Source organism: Variovorax paradoxus (genome assembly GCF_029919115.1).
GTDB classification, from domain to species: Bacteria; Pseudomonadota; Gammaproteobacteria; order Burkholderiales; family Burkholderiaceae_C; genus Variovorax; species Variovorax paradoxus_O.
The window spans coordinates 2,444,740-2,468,922 of record NZ_CP123990.1 but is presented as its reverse complement, the minus strand read 5'-3'; the positions used below and the strand labels follow the sequence as shown (position 1 = coordinate 2,468,922).

Annotated in this window: 27 protein-coding genes; 20 read left to right on the top strand and 7 right to left on the bottom strand. The window is 61.2% G+C overall.

The window, feature by feature from the left end; translation table 11 throughout:
• Window positions 1-15 precede the first annotated feature (15 nt).
• The gene (locus QHG62_RS12005; RefSeq protein WP_281151058.1) at window positions 16-366 is read right to left on the bottom strand and encodes a hypothetical protein; all 351 of its coding nucleotides are present in this window, start codon (window positions 364-366) and stop codon (window positions 16-18) included.
• Window positions 367-685: 319 nt separating this feature from the next.
• Here QHG62_RS12005 and QHG62_RS12000 point away from each other — a divergent pair, with 319 nt between their 5' ends.
• The 5 genes from QHG62_RS12000 (at window position 686) to QHG62_RS11980 (ending at window position 4,909) form a co-directional block, all read left to right on the top strand.
• Complete coding sequence (locus tag QHG62_RS12000) at window positions 686-889, top strand: helix-turn-helix domain-containing protein (protein ID WP_281151057.1); 204 nt, start codon at window positions 686-688, stop codon at window positions 887-889.
• 187 nt (window positions 890-1,076) lie between these two features.
• Complete coding sequence (locus QHG62_RS11995; protein WP_281151056.1) at window positions 1,077-1,529, top strand: hypothetical protein; 453 nt, start codon at window positions 1,077-1,079, stop codon at window positions 1,527-1,529.
• Window positions 1,530-1,543: 14 nt separating this feature from the next.
• A complete protein-coding gene (locus QHG62_RS11990; RefSeq protein ID WP_281151055.1) occupies window positions 1,544-1,810 on the top strand; it encodes a hypothetical protein in 267 nt (88 codons plus the stop codon).
• A 163-nt stretch (window positions 1,811-1,973) separates the two neighbouring features.
• A complete protein-coding gene (locus QHG62_RS11985; RefSeq protein WP_281151054.1) occupies window positions 1,974-4,103 on the top strand; it encodes a VapE domain-containing protein in 2,130 nt (709 codons plus the stop codon).
• 356 nt (window positions 4,104-4,459) lie between these two features.
• Window positions 4,460-4,909 carry a hypothetical protein gene (locus tag QHG62_RS11980; protein WP_281151053.1) on the top strand — a complete coding sequence of 150 codons (450 nt, stop codon included), beginning with the start codon at window positions 4,460-4,462 and terminating at the stop codon, window positions 4,907-4,909.
• Window positions 4,910-5,272: 363 nt separating this feature from the next.
• Here the strand turns inward: QHG62_RS11980 and QHG62_RS11975 are convergent, their stop codons facing one another.
• The gene (locus QHG62_RS11975; protein WP_281151052.1) at window positions 5,273-6,691 is read right to left on the bottom strand and encodes an SIR2 family protein; all 1,419 of its coding nucleotides are present in this window, start codon (window positions 6,689-6,691) and stop codon (window positions 5,273-5,275) included.
• Window positions 6,692-6,882: 191 nt separating this feature from the next.
• Here QHG62_RS11975 and QHG62_RS11970 point away from each other — a divergent pair, with 191 nt between their 5' ends.
• The 7 genes from QHG62_RS11970 to QHG62_RS11940 all read left to right on the top strand — a co-directional run bounded on the left by QHG62_RS11970 (window position 6,883) and on the right by QHG62_RS11940 (window position 11,938).
• Complete coding sequence (locus tag QHG62_RS11970) at window positions 6,883-7,377, top strand: hypothetical protein (RefSeq protein WP_281151051.1); 495 nt, start codon at window positions 6,883-6,885, stop codon at window positions 7,375-7,377.
• A gap of 1 nt (window position 7,378) precedes the next feature.
• Complete coding sequence (locus QHG62_RS11965) at window positions 7,379-7,849, top strand: hypothetical protein (RefSeq protein WP_281151050.1); 471 nt, start codon at window positions 7,379-7,381, stop codon at window positions 7,847-7,849.
• 12 nt (window positions 7,850-7,861) lie between these two features.
• The gene (locus QHG62_RS11960) at window positions 7,862-9,100 is read left to right on the top strand and encodes a hypothetical protein (RefSeq protein ID WP_281151049.1); all 1,239 of its coding nucleotides are present in this window, start codon (window positions 7,862-7,864) and stop codon (window positions 9,098-9,100) included.
• 3 nt (window positions 9,101-9,103) lie between these two features.
• Entirely contained in the window at window positions 9,104-10,801 is a 1,698-nt protein-coding gene (locus QHG62_RS11955) for a hypothetical protein (protein ID WP_281151048.1), read from the top strand.
• Window positions 10,798-11,085, top strand: a complete 288-nt coding sequence (locus tag QHG62_RS11950) for a hypothetical protein (RefSeq protein WP_281151047.1) — start codon at window positions 10,798-10,800, stop codon at window positions 11,083-11,085. The genes QHG62_RS11955 and QHG62_RS11950 overlap by 4 nt, the downstream gene beginning before the upstream one ends.
• A complete protein-coding gene (locus tag QHG62_RS11945) occupies window positions 11,075-11,449 on the top strand; it encodes a hypothetical protein (RefSeq protein ID WP_281151046.1) in 375 nt (124 codons plus the stop codon). Before QHG62_RS11950 ends, QHG62_RS11945 begins: the two co-directional genes overlap by 11 nt.
• Before the next feature lie 99 nt (window positions 11,450-11,548).
• The gene (locus QHG62_RS11940) at window positions 11,549-11,938 is read left to right on the top strand and encodes a hypothetical protein (RefSeq protein WP_281151045.1); all 390 of its coding nucleotides are present in this window, start codon (window positions 11,549-11,551) and stop codon (window positions 11,936-11,938) included.
• On the opposite strand, the gene QHG62_RS11935 is transcribed toward QHG62_RS11940, so the two are convergent.
• Entirely contained in the window at window positions 11,939-12,214 is a 276-nt protein-coding gene (locus QHG62_RS11935; protein WP_281151044.1) for a hypothetical protein, read from the bottom strand.
• A 131-nt stretch (window positions 12,215-12,345) separates the two neighbouring features.
• On the opposite strand from QHG62_RS11935, the gene QHG62_RS11930 reads away from it, so the two are divergent.
• Window positions 12,346-12,756: a hypothetical protein gene (locus tag QHG62_RS11930; RefSeq protein ID WP_281151043.1), complete on the top strand. Its 411-nt coding sequence runs from the start codon at window positions 12,346-12,348 to the stop codon at window positions 12,754-12,756.
• Between the two features lies 1 nt (window position 12,757).
• On the opposite strand, the gene QHG62_RS11925 is transcribed toward QHG62_RS11930, so the two are convergent.
• Entirely contained in the window at window positions 12,758-13,978 is a 1,221-nt protein-coding gene (locus tag QHG62_RS11925) for a tyrosine-type recombinase/integrase (RefSeq protein WP_281151042.1), read from the bottom strand.
• Between the two features lie 187 nt (window positions 13,979-14,165).
• Between QHG62_RS11925 and QHG62_RS11920 the strand changes: the two genes are divergently transcribed.
• Window positions 14,166-14,747 (top strand): superoxide dismutase, encoded by a 582-nt coding sequence (locus tag QHG62_RS11920; RefSeq protein ID WP_258506636.1) that lies wholly within the window; start codon window positions 14,166-14,168, stop codon window positions 14,745-14,747.
• A 71-nt stretch (window positions 14,748-14,818) separates the two neighbouring features.
• On the opposite strand, the gene QHG62_RS11915 is transcribed toward QHG62_RS11920, so the two are convergent.
• From QHG62_RS11915 to QHG62_RS11905, 3 genes are all read right to left on the bottom strand, one after another.
• On the bottom strand, window positions 14,819-15,277 hold the full coding sequence (locus tag QHG62_RS11915; RefSeq protein ID WP_281151041.1) for a DUF192 domain-containing protein: 459 nt from the start codon (window positions 15,275-15,277) through the stop codon (window positions 14,819-14,821).
• Window positions 15,278-15,385: 108 nt separating this feature from the next.
• Complete coding sequence (locus tag QHG62_RS11910) at window positions 15,386-15,589, bottom strand: hypothetical protein (RefSeq protein ID WP_281151040.1); 204 nt, start codon at window positions 15,587-15,589, stop codon at window positions 15,386-15,388.
• Window positions 15,590-15,742: 153 nt separating this feature from the next.
• The gene (locus tag QHG62_RS11905; protein ID WP_281151039.1) at window positions 15,743-16,066 is read right to left on the bottom strand and encodes a cell envelope biogenesis protein TolA; all 324 of its coding nucleotides are present in this window, start codon (window positions 16,064-16,066) and stop codon (window positions 15,743-15,745) included.
• Window positions 16,067-16,285: 219 nt separating this feature from the next.
• Between QHG62_RS11905 and icd the strand changes: the two genes are divergently transcribed.
• From icd to QHG62_RS11875, 6 genes are all read left to right on the top strand, one after another.
• The gene (gene icd, locus QHG62_RS11900) at window positions 16,286-17,545 is read left to right on the top strand and encodes an NADP-dependent isocitrate dehydrogenase (protein ID WP_012747756.1); all 1,260 of its coding nucleotides are present in this window, start codon (window positions 16,286-16,288) and stop codon (window positions 17,543-17,545) included.
• A 318-nt stretch (window positions 17,546-17,863) separates the two neighbouring features.
• Window positions 17,864-18,223 (top strand): ATP-dependent Clp protease adapter ClpS, encoded by a 360-nt coding sequence (clpS, locus tag QHG62_RS11895; protein WP_021007487.1) that lies wholly within the window; start codon window positions 17,864-17,866, stop codon window positions 18,221-18,223.
• A 67-nt stretch (window positions 18,224-18,290) separates the two neighbouring features.
• Window positions 18,291-20,612 carry an ATP-dependent Clp protease ATP-binding subunit ClpA gene (gene clpA / locus QHG62_RS11890; protein ID WP_126746055.1) on the top strand — a complete coding sequence of 774 codons (2,322 nt, stop codon included), beginning with the start codon at window positions 18,291-18,293 and terminating at the stop codon, window positions 20,610-20,612.
• Between the two features lie 115 nt (window positions 20,613-20,727).
• The gene (cls, locus tag QHG62_RS11885; protein WP_281151038.1) at window positions 20,728-22,173 is read left to right on the top strand and encodes a cardiolipin synthase; all 1,446 of its coding nucleotides are present in this window, start codon (window positions 20,728-20,730) and stop codon (window positions 22,171-22,173) included.
• Window positions 22,174-23,613: an exodeoxyribonuclease I gene (gene sbcB / locus QHG62_RS11880; protein WP_281151037.1), complete on the top strand. Its 1,440-nt coding sequence runs from the start codon at window positions 22,174-22,176 to the stop codon at window positions 23,611-23,613.
• A gap of 8 nt (window positions 23,614-23,621) precedes the next feature.
• Window positions 23,622-24,173, top strand: a complete 552-nt coding sequence (locus QHG62_RS11875; RefSeq protein WP_281151036.1) for a GNAT family N-acetyltransferase — start codon at window positions 23,622-23,624, stop codon at window positions 24,171-24,173.
• The last annotated feature ends 10 nt before the right edge of the window (window positions 24,174-24,183 follow it).

Below are 24,183 nucleotides of genomic sequence, written 5' to 3'. Positions count from 1 at the left end.
AGAGCTAGCGGTCGATTAGGCCGCGCTCTTGGCAACCCGGCGACGCTTCGTGACCGGGCGCGAAGGTGCCTTGGTTTGCTCTTCTTCCCATGTGTCGGTGGTGATGACGAGCGACTCGCGTGCAGCGGTGAGTTCCTTGGGGCTTGGGACCTTCACGAAGTAGAGCGTGCCGTCATGGCGGAAATAAACGTAGCAATTGACCGCTTGGGCTTTGCCCTTGCCCTCGGTCGTCCAAGCAGGCGACGGCGCGCCATTAACAGTGGCCTCGAATTGGTTGGTTCGCGGTGCAGTCGAATACTTCGCCGCAGGCAGATTGCTCAGGCGCTTGGAAGAGGGCGCTCCGATGGTCAGGTTGAAGTCGGTCATGGTTTGCTTTCCGTTGGTGACGAAGCAATACGTTCGTCCGACAAGAAATTCTGGGGCGTGTGTTCTGGAAAGACCTAGACATATCCGCTCATATCAGAGTGAAGCGCACGTGCATTCAGCAGGAGATTCAACGTAGCGCAACGGAAGTCTTTGTGGGAGAATTTTCCCGTCGCGTTGGGAAGCGCGCTCGTTCAGTCGGAACTTGAATTTCGACCAACTCTCGGGATAGCGCCAGCAGGCGCCATCGGGAGCGGCCCCGGCCAGTGACTGCAACGGTCACGAACATGCCCCCGCATCAATTCATCCCGAGGATCAAATCATGACGAAATCAGGTCAGGGCGAAGCCACGCCCGAATACCTCACCCATCGCGAGGTCGCCGCGCTGCTGCGCACGAGCGAGAACGCATTGCACGTTGCCTACACGAAGCGCAAGCCTCATCTGCCGCCACGACATAAGTTCGGACGCCGACTGCTCTACAAAAGAGTCGAGGTCGAGGCCTGCATTAAGCCGCTTCCTCAATAACGAAAGACGGCTCTCACGCGAGGAAAGCGCTCGCGTTCGGCTCGTTCGTTCTCTACGATCTAAAGGTATTAGTCCTCGCGGGTTAACAACCTTTCGCCCCGGACCGCGCCTGTGGCGGCCACCGGGCTCCCCCTCAACGTTTCGCAGTTTCAACCTCCCGGTTGGGCTGCCGCATGGAGATTTTCAAATGGCCAATGCATCGCAGTTGCCAAAAGTCCCGGACAACATCCCAAGGGCTGACCCTGACTCGCCCTTGCCCGGCTTCGTCACCTTCGCCCACTTGGCGGCACGCGTGGGAACCACCGCCGGTCATTTGCGGGTGATTTTGAGTCAAGTCGATGCGCCGAGAATCGAGCCGTCATATCGCATTGGTGGGGCGCACCTTTACAACGAGGCCGAAGCGAACGATTGGCTTAGGCGTCTTCGCGAATGGCGTGACGCCGCTCCCCTTCGTGCCGCCGCGAGGAGGAAAGAGCAGGAGCAGCGCGTGCTTCTCAAGCTAGAAGAGGAACAGAAGAAGCACCGTGCCAAAGTCGAGGCCGACGCTGCCCTGAAGGAAATGCAGGATGAGTACGCGGCCCGCGCCGAGGCCAATCGAAAAGACGTAGAAGACACCCAACGGCGCATGGGCCTTCTATAGGGCAGGAGCAGATCATGACCGATCAAATCCTGCGAAACCTAATCGAAGTCCGCTACCACCGCGCCACGAATACATGGAGTTTGGTCGACAGCAGCGGCTCGGTCGAAACCCTCACTCAAAACCGCATGCGGATGCGCGTGCAGCGGCAGGTAAAAGCAGCGGCAGCGCAGCGAGCGGCAGAAACATACCCCGAAGCCATCATGTCTCGCGCCGAAATCCGCCGACGTGCTGTTGCGCTCATGGAGGAAATCAAAGTCAAACAGAGCAGGGGGCTGACATGACCGCGCCCAGCCTCAAACGCGCACTGGCACGGCCTCCCTCCCAGGATCGAACCACTCCGCCCGGGCCGGGAATGCTAGGTTACGCACCCGGGTACCCACCCAAGACGCCGCCTCGCCGCGCGCGGCGGCAGATGCAGCAGATCGGCGGGAAGGGCGGTGCACCGTGAGCGCCGTGCTCGACATCCACAACCCAGCCGTCAAGTGGATGCAAGATGATCTGGCGAAATCCGGGCTCAAGCCGGAGGACATGGCGGCCTTTGCTGTCATGGGCGAAGGGCGCACGCCTTGGCCAGACGTTCAGATCATCGATGACGGTCAGAAAGACGCCCAGAACATGGCGGTCTGGGTGTCGATGCACTATGCATTTCCGTACTGGAATCCAGACGGTGCGCAGTGTGAGCAGGTCACCGTGCGCAAGCCGCGCTTCAAAGCGGGCACCCCGTACGAGATCAGCACAAAAAAGTACGTGCGCCCGTCGAAGCGCACTGCTGGTTTTTTAGCCTCAATCCCGTACATGCACCCCGGTCGAGTCGATGGCACGACCACCGCGATCCTTGATATCCACGAGGGCGAAAAGAAGACCGCATGCGCGGTCGTGAAGGGTGCTCAGTGCGCTATCGGCATAGCCGGCTGCAATAGCTGGGGCGACCCGGAGAACAAGGGGCAAATCCACCCGTGGATCGTCAGCGAAGTCGCCCGCATTCAAGCCGCATGTCCTGGCCAACGCGTGAAGGTTCGGGTCTGGCCGGATGCCGACTACAAGACCAATACGAACGTCGGCCAAGCCTACTCCGCGTTCGCCGCCGCGCTCATGGTTCTTGACGTGGACGTGGTCATCATGGATCTGTCGAGTCTGCGCGTCGGCGCGAAGTTCGATGATCTGGTGGCCGAGGTCGGATACGAAACCGTGATGGCCGGGGTAGTCGAGCAATCGACATTGACCCTGCCAGAGAACCCAGAGGCACTGGCGCGCAAATACCAGTTGATCACCCAGTCGGTCGGGCGGCGTGGCGAGGAACGGCAACTACCGCAGGCGATTGCTTACAACTTCGACCGACTGCTGGAGTCTCACCCGGAGTTTCGTGGCCGACTCTGGCTTGATCGGGACCGCAGACGCGCGATGTTCGGCGATGCGGAACTGGTCGAGAACGTGGGCGACAACGACATGCTGCACTTTTTTCAGAAGCAGCTCGGTTTCAATGGCAGTGGGCGCACTATCACGAGCCAAGCCATGCGCGAGGCTATTGCCAGTCGGATCGCGCGGGACCAGCGCTCACCGTTCAATGACCGCGTGCGTGCGTCGGCGGATCGGTTGCGCGAGGGGGGCACGGAGGCAATGCAGGCCGCTGACGACGCGCTCAATGCCTGGACGTTGCGATATTTACGCGCGCCGGACACACCGTGGAACTGTCGCTGGGGTCGGAAGTTCTTGATGGCTGTGGTGGGGCGTGCGCTTCGTCCCGGGTGCTCGATGCGCACGGCGTTCTGTCTCGCCGGACCGCAGGGCATCGGCAAGACGTTCTTCATGAACAGTATCGTTGGGCAGAGCAATGTTGCGCTCGTTTCCAAGGCGAACTCGGCGGGCAAAGACCTCGCGATGACCTACGGCTCGTGCCTAGTTGCGGTTCACGACGAAATGGCCGCGCTCAGCAGCAGCGGAATCGAACACGTCAAGTCTGATATCAGCACCGCGGTCGACAACATCCGCTTGCCCTACGGGCGCGTGAACGTCGACATGCCCCGGCGCTGCGTGTTCTATGTGCCCGTGGACAAGCCCGACTTCCTGTTTGAAGACTCGGCAGGCATGACGCGTTTCGCGGTGCTGGACCTGCTCGAAGTGGACTTCGTGGGGGGCAAGTTCGACTTCGCGGGCATGGAGGCGGCGGCTGACGATCTGCTCGGCGCGGCGCTCATCGCGGTCGAGTCGGGCGAGAAATTCGATGAGGTGGACGGTGCGGCCGAGAGCGCCTTGCGGCACGTGAAGACCGACCTCAACATGGAGCAGATCATCGATGTGATCGAAGGCGCCAACTTCGCGCCTCGGCTCCGTAGCGGCCCATATAAAGGGCGCGTTATCACTGGCTTCAAGCTCACCGATCTGACCGAACTGATGCCCCCGGGTTTTAAGCACGCGGGCGGTGGCGCGACTGCGCTGACGAACCCGCTGCGCAAGCTCGGATTCGAGCAGGCGGACCCAAACAAGAATCCGCTGGGCGAGCGGCGACTCTGGTTCATGGAAAAGACGAAGTTTGACGCGACGTTCTCTGTGAAGGCGAAGAAATATGACGCCTAGCGCGACCCCCCTTCAAAGCGGGCCGCGACCCCCCTTCAAGCGAGTCGGACCGGGGGTAGGAAAGCGGGCCGTTGGGCCGGTGTACCCCCTGTCAAACGATTCGGACCCCGGTTCGACCCCCTGTGCGGCGGACCTGGTGGAGGGGTCGCGGAAGCCCCGCCGCGTAAGGGATTCGACGCGCTACCCCCTGTCACCCCCTGTTCTCTTTTTAGATTTAGGAGGGAGAGAAAAAGGGGGCGCTTTGTTGCAGGAAAAGGGGAGAAAACGAGCCGGGAGAAAGTTTTAGAAAACGAGGGGGGTAGGGGGGTGACAAAGCCCGCAGCCTCATCAGCATGGACCCGCATACAGGAGCGAATATGGAAGAACCACTCATTGAGTATTGGACGCCTGAAGAGTGCGCCGCTGGCGTTTGCACTGAGCTTGAGATCGGCAAGATCAAGCCGCCGATGGTCGAAGCGCGCCGGCTGGCGCAGCGGGCGACTCCGAAAGCCGTAAAGGCGCTCATCGACGTTATCGAGCAAAGTGAAGACCTCAACGCCAAGGTAAAGGCCGCGTCAGCTTTGTTGGATCGAGGTTGGGGCAAGCCGGACCAGCACGTCAGCACCGACAACGTTCATCGGATTGATGAGATGCCTTGGATCAGCGCGCAGCGCCACGCCTACCGGCTCGGCACCGAGGCCGTGAAGCTCATCGAAACTGGCCTAACGATTTCTGACGCGACCGCGAAAACCGCCCCGAGCGTCGAAACCGCTGATGACGATCCGGCCTTGCCAGAGCCTGGCAGCGCGCGTTTTCCCGGCCCGTAGGTACTCGGATATCGATTCGGGCGATAGCGCGCCTACGGGCCGATTTTCGCGTCGAGCGACCCGGGTCTAGCTCATCTCATATCGACGCAGAGCTAAGTCATTGCTGTGCATAGATGGCGGCGTTCCCGAGGGGAATAACGTGTGCGCCGGGGGCTTCTGCGACAGGGCAGCTAGACGAGCCTGAAAGCTGAGCTCTGCTGCCTCTGATCCATGACCCATCACGACCATGCGCGACACGCGGCAGGCTCGACATGGAGGTGGGCTGGCCAGGCCTTCACATGGGGTACCCATGAAGCGGCGGGCCGGGTGGGTGGCTGTACTGTGCTGAGCCCCCTTCGCAGACTGGCAGCAGAAGTCGTGACATCAAAGTTCATCGTTATCTGCCGGCTTTGCTTTTTCTCCAGTGACCATTGGGTTCTTCAAGTCCGGAAGTTCAGCGCCATCGCGGACTTTTGCAAGCAAATCAAGTCCTGCTTGCGAATATTTTCTGAGCGGATTGCTTCTTGCTCCTGCAGGAATGCTTACGTGAAAATGATTGTCGCTTCCTCTTATGTCAAAGCCCTCTGTTTCTTTGAGCTTTGTAATGAGTTGATTGACTTTATTCCAATCTTTTCCATATCCAAGATATTCTGCAGCGGCAGTTGGGGAGTACGGATACATCACGTTAAGTAATGCTGGGTCAGCCATGGCCGCGATGCCGAAGACTTTGGCAAAATCTTCGGGGTGCTCAAGTGCGTGGTTGAGCATCTCGAAATTTATTTCCACTACATTTTTTGCGGCATCCTTACGAACAAGATCGACAACTCTGTGGCTGATCGAGCGCAAGAGTTTGACGTTGACTTTTTCAAGAGGCGCTTCGCTCTTGAAGGCTTTAAAGACCCACTCAAATGAATTGGCCGTAATGCTTTTTACTCGTGCCGTTTTTCCGTCATCCAAATCTATTATTTTGTCGTAAGGCGGTTGGCTTTCAGCGGAAATCTTGTCATCCCATTCCAGTAGGTAAATATTTTCGATCAGATTGCCTCCTTCCGGTAGCATGTGATCAATTTCCTGAAGGATTGCCTTAATGTTCGGGTCGCCAGCGGAATAACCGATGAAAAGCAAGGGGTGCTCAACGAAATAAGTAAAGAGCTTTGCGCTTAAATATTTCTTGTCATTTGCGAACCTGTCGTAATCTTCGTTAGTGAGTACAAGTGACGAGGCATCTGAAACGCACCCGTGGATTTTAAATATTTCTCCAATCGACATGTAAGCATGTCTAATGACCTGTTGGCCAATGATCGGTTTGTATTCCGGAAATATTGGCTCTAAAAGGGTGTCGTAGTTTGTGGTAATGACCGCGTGTGGATTGATCGACTTTAATGCGTCGATCTCGTCGTCCAGTGCTTGCAAGCCAAAAGAACCGGTTTTGTCTGGCCCCAACCCTTCGAGTCTTTTTGAAACCGCATGCTTTATGAAAATATCCTCGTGCACATTTGCGGTGTAGTATGCGTCAGGAAAAAACTTTCTGCCCTCTCCCCATGCCCACTCTTTAAAGGCTTTGGCGTAGATCGAGCCGACCTCGGGAAGGGTTGTTTTCGATTGAAGATAATAGGGGACATCGTGCTTTATCTCTGGGCAGTATCCCTTTAGCTCGGTCAAGAGTGCAGCCCAATTGGGCGCTCCACAGTACCGCTTGGAGAAGCCAGACCCTACAAAAAGAATCGGCTGACAAGATTTTTCCTTGATGATCTTGGCAACGTCTTTTGCAACTTGGAGTTGATACTGCTCGAAATTTGACATTAATTTTTATTAGGGGTAAATCCTAATTCCCTCATATATAGGTTTTAATTTACCGATCTTCGTAATTCGGCGAGAATTAAATATTCTCAGGCAATTGCGAAATGAATCGGAGTTCTTTATCAGCCGTTGATTTTCCGAGTAACGAGACGTACCCAGATGTTGGCAGGGAGCGCCTCGTTAGGGAAGATGGTTTGCGTCAATCGCTGCAAATTTATGAGCACCACGCCGTTGAAGCCGAGCGCGCGCTGCTCGAAGCGTTCAAGGTCGATCCCGCTGCCATGGATCGGCTCTATCCCCATCTGCGTAAGGCCCACCTTCCACGGCTTAAGCCCGACGCCTCACTGAACGCCGCGTTCACCACTGTGGAAGCTGCGCTCTCCCGAGCCGCTTTGCCGAAGAGCCCAACGCGCACCCCAACGCCGATGCCGGTGTTCTCGCCAAACCACCCGGAGCACGTGCGGCTGAACCCGGATGAAGAACTACGTCCGTACATCCGAGACAGCGCCGAGTCGGGGCTGATCGGATTGCCTCCGCTGCTGGCCGAGTACTTCGGGGTGGCGGAGGCTGCCCGTGCCGCCGAGTCGCGGCTGCGCAAGCAAGAACAACGCGCCGTGGTGTACCCGCGCGCTGCAGCCGTTCCCCAGATTGGTCCCCAGCCGTGGAAGCCGGTAACCCCAAGGAGTTGAAATGCCTCTGAAAATCCACCCCAACTACTTGGCCGACGATGAGATGGCGGTGCTATCTCGGCCCGGCATCCTCACCCATCTGAGATTGCTACGTGAGTCGAACCCGGAGGCTTACAAGCACTTCGTTCGGGACTTCCAGCAAATCCGCCGCGCCGAGAACGGTGAGCGTGCCCGGCCTGACGCGATCAATAACTCAACCGTCACCGACGAGGACCGCAAGGCGAACCCGGCATGGGCCGCTGGCCTCGCGACGCCGTTTGCTCCCCGTGACACGCATCGACCCGACCGCGCCGCCGATCCCGAGGTAATGCGATATCTGCGTGAGGCCAACCAGCGGTTGGAAGACGAGCAGTTGACGGACGGGCTCCAGCGGCAAATGGGGACCGACGCAGACCGCCCGCTGCCGCCCGAGACGCTGCGCGATCACATCGAGGCCGCGGTGAATGTCGTCGGCACGCAGGGCAACGAGTAACAGGAGCACACCATGCCTTCCATGAACTACTACGACGACATCAATCAACTGCCTGCTAGCTTCGGCAATTCCTCGCTCATCTTGCAGCAGCATCGTCTGCGTGACCGGGAAGCCGATCTCAAGGAGCGGATCAAGGCCGCGCGGGAGAAAGCGGCGCCGCAAGGACAGATGATTTCCGGGTACTACGTCCCGCCCGCCAAGACGCAGATGCTGACCCCGTTGGTCGAGCAGCTTACTCAGGCGATGGAGAAGAAGGGCTTGGACGCCGACCAGACCGGGTACGACAAATATGAGATGCAGGCCGTCAACCAGCACATGGCGATGAAGCCCCCGGATGACGCCCCGCAACCGACGAAGCTCGCGTGGGCCCAGCAGGGCGCTCAAATTCCTGCACTGCGGTCGCTCATGATGGACTACGCCAAGGATCAGCTGGTCAACGAACCGGAGCGGGTCGCAGTTCGCACCGATCGCAAGGAGGCTCGGGCCCAAACGATTGCCGAGAGCCAGCGCAAACAGCAGGAGGACTTGGAATACAGGCGCGACCGCGACGAACAGAGCATCCAGTTGCGGCGCGACCTCGCAGGTGACTCCAATGACCTGCGGCGCACGCTTGCAGCGGCTGTGCGGGCCAACGGTGGCGGAAGCAGCGACAAAGCCAGCAACTACCAGATCATCCAGGATGCTCAAGGTAACGCGCATCGGGTCAACAAGCTCACCGGAGAAGTGAGTCCCCTTGGCTCCATCGGTCGAGAGGCGTCATCGCTCACTGCGGACCGCACGAAACAAGGGGAGAACAAGAACAACGCTGCCAAGGCGCTCGAAGACCTGAACGAGGCCGAGACGTTGCTCAAGACGGCCACCGGCTCCAAAGGCGGATCGCTTCGTGATGCCATCGCCGGTGCTGCCGGCATCTCAACGGACGGCGCGAAGGCCGCCGCCGCGCTTGAAACCGTGGCGAACGGCATCGTGGCGAACATTCCCCGCATGGCGGGCCAGGTGTCGGACGCGGACTTGGCATTTCTCAAGAAGCAAGGCGGCGACCTCGCGAACAAGGAGTTGCCGACCGAGACGCGCCTTGCTGCGCTCAAGCAGGTGCGTCGGATCATGCATCGTGCCGCGAATGGCCCGGTACCCGCGCAGCCGTCTTCTGGACCGTCAATCCGCGATGCCGTGAGGACCGCCGTCGATCAGCAGTCCGCGCCCGCACCCAAGATTCGCGTCTACAACCCCGCCACTGGGCGGCTGGAATAAGCCATGGCAAAGCTCATCGCGCTTCCGGACGGGTCCACGGGCTCCTTCCCGGATGACATGGACGATGGTGCGATCACTGCGGTGCTTCGCAAACAGTTCCCACCGAAGGAGCCAGCGCCAAATCCCGCTGATGGCATGACCGCCACCGAACGATTTGTGACGGGCGTCGGGGGGGCGGCGGCACGGCTGCGCGACAAGATCTTTCCGCCCGGATCGCCCATCGATGCGATGACCTTCAGCCATACCGGAGACAACGGCAGGGCGCGCAAGGCGGACCTCGCCACCTACGAAGCGAACAAAGAGGCCTTGGGCACTGCGGGCAAGGTGGGCGAAATCACGGGTGAAGTCGCCGCCACTGCTATTCCGATTGGTCGAGCCGCCTCCCTCGGCGGAAAGGTGCTTGCTAAGACTCTCGGCCGCATGGCTCCGGCTTCCGCCGACATTGCCACGAACGCGGGCTATGCCGCTGCAACTGCTGAGCCTGACGAGCGCGGCACAGCGGCACTTGTAGGCGGGGCCGGGGCCGCTGGCGGCAGGGTGCTGACACGGGCGCTCGGCGGGTTGGCTCGCCCATTCGTTTCCAAAGAGGCGCAAGCCCTCATCGACGCTGGGGTGCGGCCGACGCCGGGCCAGCTGTTCGGGGACGGGCCCATCGGCAGCCTCGTGCGTTCGGCGGAAGACAAGATCACGTCGATCCCGCTCGTGGGTGATGTCGTTCAGCACGCCCGTCGCCGCTCCTTGTCCGAGTATGGCAACGCAGAGATCAACGCGGCGCTCAAGCCGCTCGGCGAGAAGGTGGCGGGGAGCGGGGCAGAGGCTGTAGAGCAAGCGAGCAAGGTCGTGTCTGACTACTATGATCGCGTGCTTCCGCAGACTTTCATCCCGCCGCAGGGCGTAGTACAGGCGGTCAAAAGCGTTCGATCCTCCATCGATGAGATTCCGTTGATCACGGACGAGCAGAAGGGGCATGTCATCAAGTACGTCGCCCAGAAGATCACGCCAGCGGTCAACGAAGCGGCGCAGCGCGGCGGGCCGATCAGCGGGGAGACGGCGAAGGCCATTGACGCTGAAATCGGCCACTACGCGCGCAAGTTCACTAGCTCGGTGAACCCGTCCGACCACCCGCTTGGGGAGGCGTTCTATGAACTCCAGGCCTCCTTGCGGGGTGCGCTGGAGGGCACGACTCCCGAGGCGATCAGGACGCTGAGCGCGACGAATGCTGCATATCGGCAAATGCTGCCCGTGCTCAAGGCGGCAGATCGGACGACCTCCGGCCAGTTCACTCCGCGTCAACTCAACCGCGCCAGCGGCCAATACAACCAGCGCCCGAGCGAACTGAATCTCGCTGGCCAGAAGGTTCTGCCGAACACCGTGCCCGACAGCGGTACAGCGGGCCGAGCCCTGCTTGGAGGGAGCCTGCTCGGTGGTGGCGCGGCGCTCACCGGCCAGGCGCTCCCTGCCGCCGCCGCGGCAGCGCTGTATTCAGGCCCCGGCATGTCGTTCCTGGTGAACGGTCTGCGCGGTGTCGTTCCGGACAAGGTCATCAGCCATATCGCCTCGCTCCCGCCAGCCGGCCAACGCACCGCGCTCGAACAGCTCGCGGCTCAAATTCCCGCCGTGGGGGCTCGGTTGCGAGAACTCGTGCCGCAGGTAGGCCGAGCTTTGGCGACCCAGAACAACTCGACACAGGAGGCGCAATGAGCTTTATGGACCCAAACGTAATGCCGTTTTCGGGGCAGCCTTCCTACAAGTTGTCGCCCGAGCAGATGAGGCAGCGCCAAAAGTGGATGGCCGACGAGGCGAACCGCCTGATCGAAGCTCGGCGCTCGACAGTTCGCCCCAACCCGCCCGTCACGATCATGGGGCAGACAGGCTCTCCATCCGCCACGCTCGGGTCGCAGGATCGCCCGGCGAACACCGACGCCATCGCGGCTCAGCTGGTGGAGCGTCTCGCTCAACGTGACAGGAGTCCCCGTGGCTTCTAACCCTCTCAGGCATGTCGCGTATCTCGGCACGCTCGCCATCGAGGATCAGGTCTACATCGGCCATCTGTTCGATCACCCGGAGGTCGGCCCCGATGCCTACTCAATGAGCGTGCGATCAGTGGACGCCGAGGGCAATCAGATGGTGGCCACCATGCGCGGGCGGTTCGGGCAGTTCGACACGGCGGTCACGTGGGCGCTGCTGCAAATGTTGGAGTACATGCTGTCGGTCGGCATCGACATTGGCGATCTAGTCACGGTCCACCCCGCATCGGTTCCCGGCCTCGATCTGGATCAGGTGTGCCTCGCCATCGTTGCGGAGGCGCAGCGGATTCGTGAAGAGAGCGCTGGAGCCACCAAACACTAGGGGCGAATGGTGAATTCAACGCTGTTCTGCACAAATGTAGAAGCGCGCGCGGACGGTAGCTCGGAAGTTTCGCCCGTAGCGCCCCCGGATCAATGCCTCGTGCAAGCTGGCAGATCGACGCAGACAACGGCGGCGAGCGGGGAGGGTACTCGGGTAGCGCCCGGGCCGGTCGGCGCGTTTACGGGGCTCGCCCTGCCGAAGGCGACGGGGTACGCCGGATCGGTCGGCCCCTACCTCCCGCCGCTGCGACCTGGCCTGCCGTACACGCCCATCGAGGCATGCCAGGAACTGATGCTCGCCATCGTGGCGCAAGGGCTCGCCGACGACGACCTAGCCTATGTCGTGAGCCCCACCTTCATCCACCATCTTCTCTACGTGGGGCTGGACCCGGACGTAGCGCTTCAGGTCAAGGTCAAATACCTGCGGGGCGAAGTAAACCCGATGCGAATTAGAGCGGATTTGATGGGGGCAGACCGGCGTCTGACGTGATTAAGCGTGCTTGCTCCAGTTATCGACGAGCCATTGGTGCACGTTCCTGTGACTGCGTACATCGCCCGGAAGATTGTTCTTGATCAGGCGCTCTCCCTTCAGCGCACTCTCTTTTGTCTTCGAGATGCGATTGAGGAAGGCGAGAACTTCATAGCCCTCCCCGCGATTGAGCAGTGTCGAATCGGGCTTGCCTGTAACGCGAGCGTCATCAGGCGGGATCGCTTTCCAAGCATAGTCTTTGAACTGAAGGTCATTCTTGCTGATCAAGTCGGCCACTGTCGCTCCTCGTAGTTGGTAACGATTTATGACACGAGCCGAGCGCCCCCGCAATCGGGAAGAGTCCTTGCTTGGGCTAGCGTCATCCAATGCCCTCAACTTACGATCCGCGACTAACAAAGGAGAAGGCAATGACAAAGTTGATTCTTGCGGTGCTTGTTTCGCTCGCGAGCGGAGGTCTTGCGGCTCAGACGAACGAGGGGGCCAGATACATGAGATTCGTAATGGGCACGGACCCGATTGTTCAAGTTGGTTTCGCTACGCCCGAGCTATGCCGAGCCTATGACGATGCCTCGAAGAAGCAGATAGCGGAGGGCGCGCCCTCCAACGGGATTAAGTTCAGTTGCTCGGAGACGAACGTAGCGTCGATGCTCCCGTATGAGGGCGTGCTGCGGGACGAGCTTTTCGGCGAAGCAGTGGTCGTCTCTTCCAAGACCGAACTGCGGTGCCTCAATACCCTCGCTGAGCTTCTCAAGATAAAAGACGCGAACTATGGCCGTCCAGTCTTCACTTCCATAGCTGCGTGCAAGCTGAAAAGCTGATCTAGCCCCTGACTCGATTCAGATGGCCCTTCACGGTGGCGTCTTCGAGAAATGCGTAGTGCTTCGCTGTCGTAGCCGCGTTGCGATGGCCGAGCAGCTTGGCGACCACCTCCATCGGGGTATCGTCATTCAGAAGGCGTGAGCCGAAGGTGCGCCGGAGGTCGTGGATCGTGATGTCGTTTTTGACCCCGGCCACCCTTAGGACGGTCTTCCACACGGGCCAGACTTCCTCGATATGCCCACTGTCAGCGCCGCTCGGAGTCGGAAATACCCATTCGGAGGGGTTGCCAGCCTGAGTTTTGAGCTGAGCCTCGAACAGGTCGACGGCCTCCTGGCGCAGGTGCACCCGCATTTCCCGTCCGTTTTTGCTGCTGCCCGGGGGGATCGTCCAGACTGCCTGCTCGAGGTCTATGTCAGCCCAGCGCGCTGCCGCCATGTTCGATTTCCGGGCTCCCGTGAGCATCAACAGGCGGAAGTAGGGCCGCACGTAGGGTAGGAATTGGGGGGCGTCCAGCGCCGCGATGATCGCCTCATATTCGGCATTCGACAGGACCCGCTCCCGGGAGGCTGACTTTTCCTTGTCCACGAGCTTGGCGACGTTCTTGCCCGTATACAGCTCCTTTTTCTCGGCGAACGCGAAGATGGCGCGCAAAGCCTTCAGCGAGGCGTTGGCCGCCTCCGGGCCGCGTTTTTCATGCTCCTTGTCGCCGAAGGCGATTCGTCTATGGCGCTCATCAACCATGGTCCGGGTGATGGCCGAAAGGGGGAGGTCCAGCCAATCCTCGTATGACCCCGGATAGCCTCTGTACCCCATAACGATGCGCTCAACCCAATACCAGCGCTTTCTGCCTTCCTGTTCGAGTTCGGCGGTGTAGGTTCGGGTGATTTCTCGCAACGTCGGGTCTTGGGATCGGACCTTTGGCTTGAGCCGAGGGTCTTCTCCATCCGCCAGCTTGGCGCTGTAGTCCCGCGCTAGCTTTCGTGCCGCCTCCACCGTCCGCTCTGGATGCCGGCCGATGGCGATGCGGACCGGGGCTCCCTTGCCACCCTTCCCGGCGGTGGGCGACCATTTGTAAACGCCGAAGGACCGCACGCCCTTGTCCGACACGTAGAACCGCAGGGCTTTCGTATCCTTGTCCTGATACTCACCGGGCGGCAGCGTTCGTGCTAGCCTTTCGGTCAGAGCCTGGACCTTCTCTGGTTTCTTCGCTTGGTCTGTCATAGCTATCCTATCGCTAGGAAGGGAACTAAGGAACGGGAAGCAACGTTATTCCCGTTTCTACCTGATTTGCCTATGCTGCCCAATGAAATCGAACGAAATCCGTAGCTAGGGAAAGGCCCGTAAAGATATGGTCTAGATACCTTTCTAGAATCCTTTATTCCCCGCAACCAACCCACGAGAAAAAACCATGGAACATGTGCTCCCACCCCTGCCGTATGCGCTCGACGCGCTGGCACCCGAGTACTCGAAGGAAACCCTCGAGTACCACTACGGCAAGCACCACAACGCCTACGTGGTGAACCTGAACAACCTGCAAAAGGGCACCGAGTTCGAATCGATGACGCTCGAGGAGATCGTCAAGAAGTCCAGCGGCGGCATCTACAACAACGCCGCGCAAATCTGGAACCACACCTTCTTCTGGAACTGCATGAAGCCCCAGGGCGGGGGCACCCCTACCGGCGCGCTGGCCAAGGCCATCGATGCCAAGTGGGGCAGCTACGACGCGTTCAAGGAAGCGTTCGTGAAGTCGGCCGTGGGCAACTTCGGCTCGGGCTGGACGTGGCTGGTGAAGAAGGCCGACGGTTCGGTGGACATCGTGAACATGGGCGCCGCCGGCACGCCGCTGACCACGGGCGACACCCCGGTGCTGACGGTGGACGTGTGGGAACACGCCTATTACATCGACTACCGCAACCTGCGCCCCAAGTTCGTCGAGACCTTCCTGGCCAAGCTGGTCAACTGGGACTTCGCGGCCAAGAACTTCGGCTGAACCGGGTTTTCCCAGTAAAAAAGCCGACCCTAGGGTCGGCTTTTTTTATTGGCGGCGCAGGCGGACTGGACTCAGCGCCTGGAGGCCGCAAACAGCTCGCCGCCCAGCTTGGCGCCTTTCTTGATGTTCTTCTTGGCGAACCAGCCCTGGTTCATTTCGAGTACATAGCGCACCGGCTCTTCGGAGCAGTGCGAGTTTTCGGTCATGGGCTGCATATCGACCAGGTTGACGATGCGGCCGTCGTCGGCCACGAAGGCGGCGGTCAACGGCAGCAAGGTGTTTCTCATCCAGAAGCACTGGGTGGCCGGCTGCTCGAAAACAAAGATCATGCCCTCGGACTGCGGCATTTCCTTGCGGAACATCAAGCCGATTTCCCGCTCGCGAGGGGTTTGCGCCACTTGCGCGTCGATCTTGTACAAGCCGAGCGACAACTTGGTGCGTGCGAGGCCGGTCTGGGGTTGCTGTTGTGCCTGTGCCGGGCCAACCAGAGAGGCGGCGAGCAGGAGCAGTGCGGCGAAACGCTGAAACATCGGAGCTTCTTTCAAGGCGGGTTCAAGGACGCAGGTTCAAAGGCGTGCGGCCAAGAAAAATGCCCGCTGATGCGGGCATTGGCAGGCATTGCCGGTGATCTCGGCAGCTTACACCTTCTTGGCTGCGGTCGCGTGGGCCTTGGCTGCGTGATGGCGCACCTTGTGCTTCTTCACGGCGTGCTTTGCAGGCTGCTTGGCCTTGTGCGTGGCGGCGGCCATGGGCGCGTCTGTCTTGGGTGCGGGTTCGGCCTGTTGGGCAAATGCACCGGCTGCGAAGAGACCGGCGACCAGGGCTGCGAGCAGCTTGTTCATGGAGAAATCCTTTGACATTGTTGATATGGACCACCTCCTTGCGAGAGGTCATCAATCAACGCGCCAGTCGCACGCCCCGGTTGACAGCCGTTCGGCAATCGGCGGCGAAAAAAAAGCGCTCCGAAGAGCGCTTTTTCGTGGAAGCTCGCCGAATTACTTCGGGGTGCTGCCTTGGGTCGACTTGCGCTTGACGCTGCCGTCCTTGTTGCGACGGCGCTGGTCGCGCGTTTCAGCGCGCTTTTCGCCGGAAGCCGCAGCCTTGTCGGCGCCGATGGCACCGCCTTCGGGCGTCTTGGCGATGTCGCCGGCGGGAGCAGCCACTTGACCTGCAGGCTTTGCTTCCTTCTTGGCTTCCGCACGGGCTTGCGGCTTGCTGTTGGTAGCGTTGCCTTGCTCGGGCGTGGTGCCGGTGGGGTTCTGGGCGTAAGCGCCAGCGGCGAACAAGCCAGCGATCATGACTGCGAGAATTTTGCTCATTGTGATTCCTCTATTCGAGAATTGGTTGGAAACGCCTCCCGGCGAGCAGAAGGTCAGCCACTAACGAAGCCATTGGCTCGCAGGTTGACAAACGCTCGCTGATGGGTTGCGTCTAAAATGTACAGCGATTTGTTCGCGGGCTGTACAGCGATTCCCCGTCGCTGTCTGAATTCGCAGACAGTCGTCCGAATTACGTCACTCCCGGAGTCATTCCCCCTCATGTCCAGCTACCAGCACATCAAAGTCCCGGCCGAAGGCCAGAAGATCACGGTCAACGCCGACAACTCGCTCAATGTGCCTGATCAGCCGATCATTCCCTTCATCGAAGGCGACGGCACGGGCCTGGACATCACCCCCGTGATGCTGAAGGTGGTGGATGCGGCGGTTGCCAAGGCCTACGGCGGCAAGAAGAAGATCCACTGGATGGAAGTCTATGCCGGTGAAAAGTCGACCAAGGTCTACGGCCCCGACGTCTGGCTGCCCGAAGAAACGCTGCACGCCGTGCGCGACTACGTGGTTTCCATCAAGGGCCCGCTGACCACGCCCGTAGGCGGCGGCATCCGCTCGCTGAACGTGGCGCTGCGCCAGGAACTCGACCTGTACGTGTGCCTGCGCCCCATCCAGTACTTCGAAGGCGTGCCAAGCCCGGTGCGCGAGCCGCACAAGACCAACATGGTCATCTTCCGCGAGAACTCGGAAGACATCTACGCCGGCATCGAGTTCGAAGCCGAAAGCGACAAGGCCAAGAAGCTCATCAAGTTCCTGCAGGACGAACTGGGCGTCAAGAAGATCCGCTTCCCCAACACCTCCGGCATCGGTGTCAAGCCCGTGTCCAAGGAAGGCACCGAGCGCCTCGTGCGCAAGGCGCTGCAGTACGCGGTCGACAACGACAAGCCCAGCGTGACCATCGTGCACAAGGGCAACATCATGAAGTTCACCGAAGGTGGCTTCCGTGACTGGGCCTACGCACTGGCCGCCAAGGAGTTCGGCGCCGAGCTGATCGACGGCGGCCCGTGGATGAAGTTCAAGAACCCCAAGACGGGCAAGGAAATCACCGTCAAGGACAGCATTGCCGACGCTTTCCTGCAGCAGATTCTCCTGCGCCCCGCCGAGTACAGCGTGATTGCCACGCTCAACCTCAACGGCGACTACGTGTCCGACGCCCTGGCCGCGCAAGTCGGCGGTATCGGCATTGCCCCGGGCGCCAACCTGAGCGACACCGTCGCCATGTTCGAAGCCACCCATGGCACCGCTCCCAAGTACGCCGGCAAGGACTACGTGAACCCCGGTTCCGAAATTCTCTCGGCCGAAATGATGCTGCGCCACATGGGCTGGACCGAAGCCGCCGACCTGATCATCAGCTCGATGGAAAAGTCCATTGCCAGCAAGAAGGTCACCTATGACTTCGCGCGCCTGATGGACGGCGCCACGCAGGTGAGCTGCTCGGGCTTCGGCCAGGTCATGATCGACCACATGTAAATTGCGCGAGCAATAGCGCTTTGGCGTCCGCGGACGCCGTGAGCCAAGGCCCTCGAGATCTTTGCGGTCTCGAGGGCTTTTCTTCTTTTAGCACGCCGCAGCCGCACCAGTTGGAGAAATGGCACACCCTGCTCCAAATACCCATTTTTTTCGAAGTGCGCGACGCGTAGTATTTACGCGTGCAGCATGTGCAAACGGCAGAGTTTTTTGCGTCGTTTGTGGTGTCGCACACGACGCAAGCCCCTTGATTTGTCGATTACGCGCCACCAAGTCTTCTTGCGCCGGCACGGTGCTTGCACGCTCTATAGAATCTTTTTTATGGCAACGAGAATTCCCAAGACTCCCAGCACTCCGCCGGCCCAGAAACCGGCAGGGGATGACGGAGATTCGGTCGTTCTGGAGCGGCGGCCGCAAAAAACCGCGCCGCCCCAGATGTACCAAGTGGTCATGCTGAACGACGACTACACCCCCATGGAGTTCGTAATCGTCGTCCTGCAAGAATATTTCAACAAGGATCGCGAAACCGCGACCCAGATCATGCTAAAGATTCATCTTGATGGCCGCGGCGTTTGTGGGGTTTATTCCCGCGATCTCGCGGCCACCAAGGTCAACCAGGTGATGGAGGCGGCGCACCAGGCCGGACATCCGCTGCAGTGCGTGAGTGAGCCTGTTGCGTGAACCAGTTGAATTGCGCAAGCTCCAACCCATCTGAGAACTTATTTACAGCAAGGCAAAAGGAAATCACATGATTGCCCAGGAACTGGAAGTCAGCTTGCACATGGCCTTCGTCGAGGCCAGGCAGCAGCGCCACGAGTTCATCACCGTGGAGCATCTGTTGCTCGCTTTGCTGGACAACCCGAGCGCCGCAGAAGTTCTGCGCGCCTGCTCGGCCAACGTCGACGACCTGCGGGCGTCGCTCACCAACTTCATCAAGGACAACACGCCGCAAGTGGCGGGTACCGACGATGTCGACACCCAGCCCACGCTGGGTTTCCAGCGCGTGATCCAGCGCGCCATCATGCATGTGCAGTCCACCGGCAACGGCAAGAAGGAAGTCACCGGCGCCAACGTGCTGGTTGCGATCTTCGGCGAGAAGGATTCGCATGCGGTGTACTACCTCCACCAGCAGGGCGTGACCCGCCTCGACGTGGTGAACTTCATTGCCCACGGCATCAAGAAGAGCGATCCGCCTGAGGCCGTCAAGGGCAGCAGCGAGTCGTCTTCGGGCGAGGGCGAAGAGGGCGGCGGAGAAAAGAACGAGAAGGCTTCGCCTCTCGAGCAGTTCACGCAAAACCTCAACCAGCTCGCGAAGGACGGCAAGATCGATCCGCTGATCGGCCGCGAATACGAGGTGGAGCGCGTCATCCAGATTCTCTGCCGCCGGCGCAAGAACAACCCGCTGCTGGTGGGTGAGGCCGGCGTGGGCAAGACCGCCATTGCAGAAGGCCTGGCATGGCGCATCACGCAGACCGACGTGCCTGAAATCCTCGCCGAGGCGCAGGTCTACTCGCTCGACATGGGCGCGTTGCTGGCCGGCACCAAGTACCGCGGCGATTTCGAGCAGCGCCTGAAGGGCGTGCTCAAGTCGCTGAAGGACAAGCCGAATGCCATCCTGTTCATCGACGAGATCCACACCCTCATCGGTGCGGGCGCGGCCTCGGGCGGCACGCTGGACGCGTCCAACCTGCTCAAGCCGGCGCTCTCTAGCGGCCAGCTCAAGTGCATTGGCGCCACCACGTTCAGCGAATACCGCGGCATCTTCGAGAAGGATGCGGCCCTGTCGCGTCGCTTCCAGAAGGTCGACGTGGTCGAGCCGACCGTGCAGGAAACCGTCGACATCCTGAAGGGACTGAAGTCGCGCTTCGAAGAGCACCATGGCGTCAAGTACGCGGTTGCGGCCCTGCAGGCCGCGGCCGAACTGAGCGCCAAGTACATCAACGACCGCCATCTGCCCGACAAGGCCATCGACGTGATCGACGAGGCCGGCGCCGCACAGCGCATCCTGCCCGCGAGCAAGCGCAAGAAGACCATCAGCAAGTCCGAGGTCGAGGACATCGTCGCGAAGATCGCGCGCATTCCCCCGGCCAACGTCAGCAACGACGACCGCGGCAAGCTGCAGACCATCGAGCGCGACCTGAAGAGCGTGGTGTTCGGCCAGGACAAGGCGCTTGAGGTGCTGGCTTCCGCCGTGAAGATGGCGCGTTCGGGCCTTGGCCGCGAAGACAAGCCGATCGGCTCGTTCCTGTTCAGCGGCCCCACGGGCGTCGGCAAGACCGAAGCGGCCAAGCAGCTCGCCTACATCATGGGCATCGAGCTGATCCGCTTCGACATGTCGGAGTACATGGAGCGCCATGCGGTGAGCCGGTTGATCGGCGCGCCTCCGGGCTACGTCGGGTTCGACCAGGGCGGCCTCCTGACCGAAGCCATCACGAAGAAGCCGCATGCGGTGCTGCTGCTCGACGAAATCGAGAAGGCGCACCCGGACATCTTCAACGTGCTGCTGCAGGTCATGGACCACGGCACCCTGACGGACAACAACGGACGCAAGGCCGACTTCCGCAACGTGATCATCGTGATGACCACCAATGCGGGTGCCGAGACCATGAACAAGGCGACCATCGGCTTTACCAACCCGCGTCAGGCGGGCGACGAAATGGCCGATATCAAGCGCCTGTTCACGCCGGAGTTCCGCAACCGCCTGGACGCGACCGTGAGCTTCAAGGCGCTGGACGAGCAGATCATCCTGCGCGTCGTCGACAAGTTCCTGCTCCAGCTCGAAACGCAGCTGGCCGAGAAGAAGGTCGACGTCACGTTCAGCGACGGTTTGCGCAAGCACCTGGCAAAGAAGGGCTTTGACCCGCTGATGGGTGCCCGCCCGATGCAGCGCCTGATCCAGGACACGATCCGTCGTGCACTGGCCGACGAGCTGCTGTTCGGTCGCCTCATCGATGGAGGCCGCCTGTCGGTCGACATCGACGACAAGGGCGAGGTGCAGCTGGACATCCAGCCGCTGCCCAAGAAGGAAGGCAAGTCCAAGCCTGAAGCCGAAGAGGCTGCGGCAGGATAAAGCGGGAGCCGGCAGCGCCGCTTCCGCGGTATTCCTGGCAACACTGAAAAGGCCGGTAGCATTCGCTGCCGGCCTTTTTTCTTGGGCCGGAAATTACCCGCACACAAGCTTCACCTTGATTCTTCCCGAGCTCAGCCAGGAATGGAAAACCGGCCTCTCTTTGGCTTGGAGCGGCTATATCGCCGTGCTCTCGGTATGGATCGTGATGCAGAAGCGCGCGCCGGTGTCCACGATGAGCTGGATCCTGTCGCTCGCGCTGTTGCCGTTTGCGGGCTTCGTCATCTATTACTTCCTTGGGCCGCAGCGTTTGCGCAAACAGCGGGTCAAGCGTTTGCGGAGCCGCGCCAAGGCTCACACGCAGGGCGAACTGGCCCGGCTGCGTGACGCGGCACAGAATGCGCCGCCGGCGCTGCAGCAGATGGCTCGGCTCGGCACCGCAGCTTGCGGGTTGCCGGTTTCCAGCGCCACGGGCGTGGAACTGCTGTCGGGCGGCGCGCGCACCTTCGACGCCATCTTCGATGCGGTGCGCGCCGCACGCGACCACATTCATCTCGAGTACTACATCTTCGAGCCCGACAAGATCGGCACTGCGCTGCGTGACCTCTTGGCGGAACGCGCCAGGCAGGGCGTGGCGGTGCGCCTTCTGCTCGACGCACTGGGTTCCAAGCGCATCGGCCGCAAGTTCATGGCGCCGCTTTCTGCCGCTGGCGTGGAGATTGCGCTGTTCCACGACACGCGCATCGGCCGGCGCCTGCGGCCGGTAACCAACTACCGCACCCACCGCAAGATCGTGGTGTGCGACGGCCGCGTGGGCTTTACCGGCGGCGTCAACATTACCGACGAGGAAGACAAGCGCACCCGGCCCGACGCCTACCACGACGTGCACCTGCGCATCGAAGGGAGCGCGGTACGCTGGCTCCAGACCACCTTTCTCGAAGACTGGGCCTATGCCACCGGCGAAGACCTTCGCAACATGGACCATCTGATGGAGGCCATGCTGCCGCAGGTGGAGGCGGGCGACATTCCTGTGCAAATTGTGACCAGCGGCCCCGACAACATGCTGGAGCCCATCCATCGCATGCACGTGGAGGCCATTCACTCGGCCAGCGAACGCGCCTGGCTCACCACCCCGTACTTCGTGCCCGGCGAGCCCGCCATGATGGCGCTCACCAGTGCGGCGCTGCGCGGCGTCGACGTGCGCCTGCTGGTGCCGCGCCGCAGCGACTCGGCCATTGTGAGCGCCGCCGCGCGCTCCTATTTCGACGAGCTGATTGCAGCCGGCGTGAAGGTGTGGGAGTACAAGGCACGCATGCTGCACTCCAAGACGTTGGTGGTCGATGACCATTGCGCGATGATCGGTACCGCGAATTTCGACAACCGCAGCTTCAGGCTCAACTTCGAGGTGAGCGCGGTGGTCTATGGGCCGGAATTGGCGCGGCCCTTGGCGGCGCAGTTCGAAACCGACCTTCACAGCTCCGGTGCGGTGCGCGCCAACCGTCCGCAGAGTTTCTGGCGCCGCCTTGGCGATGCCCTTGCACGATTGTTTTCTCCCTTGCTCTGAATGAACCACACCTTTCTCTGGCACGACTACGAAACCTTCGGCGCCGTGCCGCGCCGCGACCGGCCTTCGCAGTTCGCCGCCATTCGCACCGACGCAGAGCTGAACGAAATCGGCGAGCCGCTGATGATCTATTGCAAGCCGGCGCCCGACTACCTGCCCAGCCCCGAGGCCTGCCTCATCACCGGCATCACGCCGCAAGTCTGCCTGGAGCGCGGCATTCCCGAACATGCCTTTGCGGCGCAGATCGAAAAGGCGTTTTCGCAGCCCGGCACCATCGGCGTGGGCTACAACACCATCCGCTTCGACGACGAGGTGACGCGCTTCCTGTTCTGGCGCAACCTCATCGACCCCTACGCACGTGAATGGCAGAACGACTGCGGCCGGTGGGACCTGCTCGACGTGGTGCGCCTGACCTACGCGCTGCGGCCCGACGGCATCGAGTGGCCGAAGAAGGAAGACGGCAAGCCCAGCTTCAAGCTCGAAGACCTGGCGCGCGCCAACGGATTGCTGCATGAATCGGCGCACGATGCGCTGTCCGATGTGCGCGCCACCATTGCGCTGGCGCGGCTGATTCGCGACCGCCAGCCCAAGCTCTTCGAATTCGCCTTCGGCCTGCACAAGAAAGACCGCGTGGCCAGCGAACTCGGCCTGCCAGCGATGCGGGAAACGGCCAGGCCTTTCCTGCACGTCTCGGGCATGTTCCCTGTCGAGCGCGGGTGCCTCGGCGTGATGTGGCCGCTTGCGAGCCATCCGACGAACAAGAACGAACTCCTCGCCTGGGACCTGGCCCATGACCCGAGCGAGTTGCGCGACATCGACTTGGAAACCCTGCGCCTGCGACTTTTCACGCGCACCGCAGACCTGCCCGAAGGCGTGGTGCGTCTGCCGGTGAAGGGCATTCACCTCAACAAGTCGCCGATGGTCGTCGGCAACCTGCGCACGCTCGCTCCGGCCATGGCCGAGCGCTGGAACGTCGATCTCGATGCGGCCATGCGGCACGCCGCCATCGCGCGCGACCTGCCCGACATGAGCGCCATCTGGTCGCAGGTGTACGCCCGGCCCAAGGAGGCCACGCCAGACGTGGACGAAGATTTGTACGGCGGCTTCGTCGGCAACGCGGACAGGCGCCGCCTGAACCAGCTGCGCGCACTGTCGCCCGAGGAACTCGCAAAGGACCGCACGGGTTTCGACGATGGCCGCCTCGAAGAAATACTCTTCAGATACCGGGCGCGGAACTGGCCCGATCTGCTCAGCCCCGAGGAAACCGAGCGCTGGGAGGCGCTTCGTGTCGCGCGGCTCTTCAAGGGCGAGGGTGGGGCTCGCACCATCGAAATGCTGTTCAGCGAAGTCGATGCGCTGTCCGAAACCGCGGACGAGCGGGGCGAGGAAATCCTGGGCGCGCTCTACGAATACGCCGAAGCCATCGCGCCCGAAGCCTGAGGTGTCCTTTGTCCGCTTCTGAAAACGACCGAGGCGCCGTTCGCCGCCTGACAACAGCCGACGCCGCGGCCTACCGCGCCTTGATGCTCGAGGCCTACGCCACGCACCCGAGTGCCTTCACCACCACGGTGGACGAGCGCGCCGGGCTGCCGCTTCGCTGGTGGGAAGAGCGGCTGGGTGCCAATACAGGCGAGGCCAGCGTGGTCTTTGGTGCGTTCGACGAAGCGGCCATGCTGGTGGGCGCGGCGGGCTTGAGCTTTGAAGCAAGGCAACGCGCCCGGCACAAGGCCACGCTCTTCGGCATGACCGTGGCAACCACTGCGCGCCGCGCCGGCTTTGGCCGCCGGCTGGTGCTTGCGGTGCTGGCGCATGCACGCTCGCTCGAGACGCTGCGTCTGGTTCAGCTCACCGTGACCGAAGGCAACAGCACTGCCCAGGTGCTCTACGAGCGCTGCGGATTCCAGGTTTTCGGCGTCGAACCGCTGGCCATTGCGGTCGATGGCGCGTTGCTGGCCAAGGTGCACATGTGGTGCGATCTCAGGGGCGCACCGCCGCAGTGAGCCTGCGCGG

Coding starts and splice junctions, on each gene's coding strand:
- QHG62_RS12005 (WP_281151058.1), bottom strand. CDS start 366: ATGACCGACTTCAACCTGACCATCGGAGCGCCCTCTTCCAAGCGCCTG.
- QHG62_RS12000 (WP_281151057.1), top strand. CDS start 686: ATGACGAAATCAGGTCAGGGCGAAGCCACGCCCGAATACCTCACCCAT.
- QHG62_RS11995 (WP_281151056.1), top strand. CDS start 1,077: ATGGCCAATGCATCGCAGTTGCCAAAAGTCCCGGACAACATCCCAAGG.
- QHG62_RS11990 (WP_281151055.1), top strand. CDS start 1,544: ATGACCGATCAAATCCTGCGAAACCTAATCGAAGTCCGCTACCACCGC.
- QHG62_RS11980 (WP_281151053.1), top strand. CDS start 4,460: ATGGAAGAACCACTCATTGAGTATTGGACGCCTGAAGAGTGCGCCGCT.
- QHG62_RS11975 (WP_281151052.1), bottom strand. CDS start 6,691: ATGTCAAATTTCGAGCAGTATCAACTCCAAGTTGCAAAAGACGTTGCC.
- QHG62_RS11965 (WP_281151050.1), top strand. CDS start 7,379: ATGCCTCTGAAAATCCACCCCAACTACTTGGCCGACGATGAGATGGCG.
- QHG62_RS11960 (WP_281151049.1), top strand. CDS start 7,862: ATGCCTTCCATGAACTACTACGACGACATCAATCAACTGCCTGCTAGC.
- QHG62_RS11955 (WP_281151048.1), top strand. CDS start 9,104: ATGGCAAAGCTCATCGCGCTTCCGGACGGGTCCACGGGCTCCTTCCCG.
- QHG62_RS11950 (WP_281151047.1), top strand. CDS start 10,798: ATGAGCTTTATGGACCCAAACGTAATGCCGTTTTCGGGGCAGCCTTCC.
- QHG62_RS11930 (WP_281151043.1), top strand. CDS start 12,346: ATGACAAAGTTGATTCTTGCGGTGCTTGTTTCGCTCGCGAGCGGAGGT.
- QHG62_RS11925 (WP_281151042.1), bottom strand. CDS start 13,978: ATGACAGACCAAGCGAAGAAACCAGAGAAGGTCCAGGCTCTGACCGAA.
- QHG62_RS11920 (WP_258506636.1), top strand. CDS start 14,166: ATGGAACATGTGCTCCCACCCCTGCCGTATGCGCTCGACGCGCTGGCA.
- QHG62_RS11915 (WP_281151041.1), bottom strand. CDS start 15,277: ATGTTTCAGCGTTTCGCCGCACTGCTCCTGCTCGCCGCCTCTCTGGTT.
- QHG62_RS11910 (WP_281151040.1), bottom strand. CDS start 15,589: ATGAACAAGCTGCTCGCAGCCCTGGTCGCCGGTCTCTTCGCAGCCGGT.
- QHG62_RS11905 (WP_281151039.1), bottom strand. CDS start 16,066: ATGAGCAAAATTCTCGCAGTCATGATCGCTGGCTTGTTCGCCGCTGGC.
- icd (WP_012747756.1), top strand. CDS start 16,286: ATGTCCAGCTACCAGCACATCAAAGTCCCGGCCGAAGGCCAGAAGATC.
- clpS (WP_021007487.1), top strand. CDS start 17,864: ATGGCAACGAGAATTCCCAAGACTCCCAGCACTCCGCCGGCCCAGAAA.
- clpA (WP_126746055.1), top strand. CDS start 18,291: ATGATTGCCCAGGAACTGGAAGTCAGCTTGCACATGGCCTTCGTCGAG.
- sbcB (WP_281151037.1), top strand. CDS start 22,174: ATGAACCACACCTTTCTCTGGCACGACTACGAAACCTTCGGCGCCGTG.